This window comes from Teichococcus wenyumeiae (assembly GCF_003696345.1).
GTDB lineage: Bacteria > Pseudomonadota > Alphaproteobacteria > Acetobacterales > Acetobacteraceae > Pseudoroseomonas > Pseudoroseomonas wenyumeiae.
Genome location: NZ_RFLX01000016.1, coordinates 86,631 through 91,517 on the forward strand (window position 1 = coordinate 86,631; position 4,887 = coordinate 91,517).

At 65.7% G+C, this 4,887-nt stretch carries 1 protein-coding gene and 4 pseudogenes; 4 read left to right on the forward strand and 1 reads right to left on the reverse strand.

Annotated elements, in window-relative coordinates; genetic code table 11:
* Both EBE87_RS28685 and ftsH read left to right on the forward strand, forming a co-directional pair.
* Nucleotides 1-316: pseudogene (locus EBE87_RS28685) on the forward strand (transposase); the annotation flags it as partial.
* A 512-nt stretch (nt 317-828) separates the two neighbouring features.
* Complete coding sequence (gene ftsH, locus EBE87_RS19130) at nt 829-2,796, forward strand: ATP-dependent zinc metalloprotease FtsH (protein ID WP_199707030.1); 1,968 nt, start codon at nt 829-831, stop codon at nt 2,794-2,796.
* Between the two features lie 383 nt (nt 2,797-3,179).
* On the opposite strand, the pseudogene EBE87_RS19135 reads toward ftsH, so the two are convergent.
* Nucleotides 3,180-4,383, reverse strand: a pseudogene (locus EBE87_RS19135) (IS3 family transposase).
* Here EBE87_RS19135 and EBE87_RS30480 point away from each other — a divergent pair.
* Nucleotides 4,277-4,585, forward strand: a pseudogene (locus tag EBE87_RS30480) (transposase); the annotation flags it as partial. The pseudogenes EBE87_RS19135 and EBE87_RS30480 sit on opposite strands and share 107 nt — an antisense overlap.
* Before the next feature lie 71 nt (nt 4,586-4,656).
* Nucleotides 4,657-4,785, forward strand: a pseudogene (locus EBE87_RS30675) (IS5/IS1182 family transposase); the annotation flags it as partial.
* Between the last annotated feature and the right edge of the window lie 102 nt (nt 4,786-4,887).

Sequence of the window (4,887 nt, forward strand, 5' to 3'; positions counted from 1 at the left end):
CCCGATCCGTCGCCCCAAGCCGACGCGCCGCCAACCCCAGCACCTCTGCCTCCACAAAGGCTTCGACTATGACGAGCCGCGCGCACTGGCAGCCGAGTTCGGCTTCACCCTGCACCTGCGCACACGTGGCGAGGAGGTCAGGGCCAGGCGGCACGCCAGAGCCGAGGCCAGGCGCTGGGTCGTTGAACGCACGCAATCCTGGACGAACCGCTTCCGCTCCATCCTGATCTGATGGACCAAGAAGCCTGCCAACTATCTCGCCCTGCTTCACCTTGCCTGCGGCATCATCACATGGCGTCACGCTCTACCGGGATAGGCTATAAGTGCCTTGCGCATCACAGCGCGACAAACTGATTGGGAGCCGGGCCACGGATTGCATCAGGGCCAGCGGTCATGAGGGCCGCATCAACAGGCCGGACAAATGACCACCCCCGACCACAGCGCCATAACATCACATCGCTTTTGCGTCACAGGGGCCGTCCATACATGGCACTTAGCGAATCAGCTCAGCCCATCAGACAACAGGTTCTTAGAGGCATCAGAGGATCATCAACTGATCAATAGCCTGATCAGGTTCTCAGCCTTGGCGCTGCTGAGGACCGGATGAACGGGGGGGGGCGGTGGGGACGCGGCGCGGGGCAACGCAGCGGCAACCGATCGGCCGTGACGGCGGGATTGGAACTTTTGTTCGCGTAACGGTGTTTGAATTCTCCGGGGTGGACGGTCGTAGGATGCTGCCATTGGTTCCGGCACCGCCGCATGCTGTCTCGGAGCCGAAGCCCGCAGCGTCGTCTCCGCGGTAACTACTGGGCAGGAAGGCAGGCGGTGATGAAGAAGAGCACGTTCACTGCCTGGTACTGGGTTGCCGCGCTGTTCGGCCTTCTGGTGGCGCAGTATGTCACGACGATGATTGCGCAGCCCGTGGCGACGATTCCTTACAGCCAGTTCCAGCAACTTCTGCAGGAGAACAAGATTGCCGAGGTCGGGGTCTCCGACCGGTTCCTCCAGGGCGAGCTCAAGGAACCTTTGCCCGGCGGGCAGACCCGCTTCGCTACCACCAGGGTCGAGCCGCCGGAATTCGCTGAGGAACTGAGCCGCCATGGCGTGCGCTACACCGGCCGGGTCGAGAGCAACCTCCTGCCGATGGTGCTCTCCTGGATCGTCCCGGTGCTGCTGTTCGTCGGTGCCTGGCTCTGGATCGGCCGGCGCATCGGGATGGGCCAGGGTGGCCTCATGCAGATCGGCAAGAGCAAGGCCAAGGTCTATGTCGCATCCGATACCGGCGTGACCTTCTCGGACGTCGCGGGCGTGGACGAAGCCAAGGAGGAGCTGCGGGAGATCGTGGATTTCCTCCGGGAGCCCGAGCGCTACCGGCGGCTCGGCGGGCGGATGCCGAAGGGCGTGCTGCTGGTCGGCCCGCCCGGCACCGGCAAGACGCTGCTGGCCAAGGCCGTCGCGGGCGAGGCCAAGGTGCCGTTCTTCTCGATCTCGGGCGCCGAGTTCGTCGAGATGTTCGTGGGTGTCGGCGCGGCACGGGTGCGCGACCTGTTTGAACAGGCGCGCGCTAGGGCGCCGGCCATCATTTTCATCGACGAGCTGGACGCGCTGGGCCGCGCCCGCGGCGTCGGCGGCGCCTATGGCGGACACAGCGAGGCCGAGCAGACGCTGAACCAGCTGCTGGTCGAGATGGATGGCTTCGACAGCCGCTCCGGCCTCGTCATTCTGGCGGCAACGAACCGGCCGGAGATCCTCGACCCCGCGCTGCTGCGCGCCGGGCGCTTCGATCGCCAAGTGCTGGTGGACCGGCCGGACCGGAAGGGCCGCGTGGATATCCTGCAGGTCCATATGCACAAGGTGACGCTCGCCCCGGATGTGGATGCCGAGAAGGTGGCGGCGCTGACGCCCGGATTCACCGGCGCGGATCTCGCGAACCTCGTGAACGAGGCCGCGCTGTTGGCGACGCGCCGTGGCGGGGATGCCGTGACCATGGCGGACTTCAGTGATGCGGTGGAGCGCATCGTCGCTGGCCTCGAGAGGCGTAACCGCCTGCTCAATCCGAAGGAACGCGAGATCGTCGCGTATCACGAGATGGGCCATGCGCTGGTGGCGCTGGCCCTGCCGGGCATGGACCCTGTGCAGAAGGTCTCGATCATTCCGCGCGGGATCGGCGCACTCGGCTACACAGTCCAACTGCCGACCGAGGACCGCTTCCTCATGACGCGCGAGGAGCTGGAACGGAAGATGATGGTGATGCTGGGTGGGCGTGCCGCCGAGCTGATCGTGTTCGGCCATCTCTCGACAGGCGCCGCCAACGACCTGGAGCGCGTCACCGAGACAGCGCATGCCATGGTGGCGCGTTACGGCATGTCGGAGAGGCTCGGCAGCGTCACCTATGAACGCGATCCACGCTCCTTCCTCGCTGACGGAAGCCTGCTGGGCGGAGGCGCGCGGGGGCGGGAATACGGCGAAGCCGCGGCCAATGCGATCGACGAGGAGGTACGGCGCATCGTGGACAGCGCGCTGGAGCGGACCGTCGCCATGCTGCGCGAAAGACGCGACATGCTCGACAAGGGCGCTCACCGGCTGCTGGAGATGGAGACGTTGGACCAGTCGGAGCTGGCGCAGCTCGTGGGGCACCCCCTTCAAGCCGGCGGAACGGGACGCCACGGCGGTCTTGTGCATATTCCGCCGGATCCAGCTAGGTATTCCGATGGGTCCCAGCCGGTGCTTCCGACGCAAGCCAGCCGCCCATTCCGAGACATTCCAGTTGCCACTGGTCGTGACGCCTGTCTCTGAACACGCATCCATTGGTGCGCCCAAGCGCGGGTTTTCTGCCCGTACAGGCCGATCAGAGGATGGGGCGGGAGAGCCGTCATGAACGCGAATTGATGCCGGCTCCCGCCCGTGGGCTGCGGCGGCAGTTGATGACTACGGCAGGGGCGCCTTCACCCTAAACCGGCCGGGCGGTTCTGCCCTGCGTCGGCTTGGGTCGCCGCGAGCAGGTACTCGTTCCCTCAGGAGCGAATGGCAATCGGGCAGGCTTTCAGGCCGGCCTTGGCCAGTTGGCACAGCAACCGGAAGATTTGGTTGGCTATCGCCCCCGGCCATCAAGGCCGTGGTTTTTGCGGCTTGGGCATGTGGGTGACGCACTGATCTTCCGCTGATTTGATGGACAGGGATCAGGCGGCATTGTGCTCTATCTGCTCTGGCGTCTGGTAGCCCAGGGCGGAGTGGATGCGCTGCTGGTTGTAGTAGCTCTCGATGTAGGAGAACACGTCGCGCCTGGCTTTGTCCGGCGTGGCCCATTGTTGCTGCTGGACGAGCTCGACCTTGAGGGTGTGGAAGAAGCTTTCCATGGGTGCATTGTTCAGACAGTTGCCACGGCGGCTCATGGATTGCCGCATGCCGGCTGCGCTGGGCAGCTTGGGTCATCGTCGGCCGTACTGCGAGCCGCGGTCCGAATGCTGCAGCACCCCGGGTGGCGGCCGCTGCCACTGGATGGCCATGGTGAAGGCTGCGCAGGTGAGTTCCGCGCGCATGGACCGGCGCATGGACCAGCCGACAATCTTGCGGGTGGCCAGGTCGAGCACGGCGGCGAGGTAGAGCCAGCCTTCACCAGGAGGCAGATAGGTCATGTCGGCCAGCCAGACTGTGTTGGGCGGGTGACCGCGAACTGCCGATCCAGCAGGTTCGGGGCAACCGGGAGAGCATGGCGGCTGTGGGTGGTCGCTGGACGGACACGTCGCCCCGCCATGGCCCGGATCCCTGCGCTGCGCATCAGCCGCTTGACCCGTCCGCGGCTGACCTGGCGTCCCTCGGCGTGCAAGGCAGCCGGCAGGCGCGGGCTGCCGTAGCGGCCATGATGATTGGCGTGCAGCCGCCGGATGTCGGTCAGGATCTGCCGGTTGGCCACAGCTCGTGCGCTATCGGGGCGATCCCGCCAGGCGTAGTAGCCGGAAGCAGGTTCAGGGCACTGCCCTGAACCCAAGCACACGGCAGGCCACGCGGATCGGCCAAGTCCCGGCGTGGGTGGCAATGACACGGAACCTCATCTCGGTGCTTCTGAGAAGAAGCCGACGGCTTTTCTAAAATGTCACGCTCAAGGCGAGCGCTCCAGCTCACGCCGCAGGCGCGCAGTCTCGGTGGCCTGATCCGCCGGCGAAGATGCTGAGCCAGATGGTAAAGCAACAGAGCCGCTGCCTGCCGTAACAGGCTGTGCGGCCGCGGCGCCTCACCATTCCGCCGTCGCCGCCAACTGCGCAGCATGGAGGGCTGGATGCCCAATTCGCCCGCGATTTGCTTCAGCGGGCGGCCGCTGGAGCGCAACAGCGCCGCCGCCTGCTGCTTGAACTCCGGCGTGAACTCTCGCCGTGCCCTGTTCATCGGACACCTTTCCTCGCTCCTATGGAGCTTACTCAGGGGTGTCCATCAATTCGAAAGAAGATCACCGCGGGTGGATGACCGTTGGGTCATCAGCGGCATCCTGCACGTGCTCAAGACCGGCTGTCGCTGGCGCGATGTGCCAGCAGCCCATTGCCCGCGACCACCATCGACCACCGCTTCAACAGATGGTCCGGAGGCGGTCTCTGGCAGCGGCGGTTCGCCAGGATGACGGCCTCCGGCGATGTCCCACGGGAACTCAGCCTCGACAGTTCGCATGTGGCGGCGCACCGCTCGGCTGCAGGCGGAAAAGGGGGGGCGTGGACGCAGGCGGTCGGGCGCTCGCGCGGCGGCCGTACCGCAAAGATCCATTGCCTGTCCGATGATCACGGCCGACCGGTCGCCTGCGGGGACTGTCAGGAGTTTCGTGTGTGGCGGGGCATAGTAGGGAAGAAGGAGACCCCCTATGGCCCGACGGAAAGAGCCGCGGATCCCGGATGCGATCCT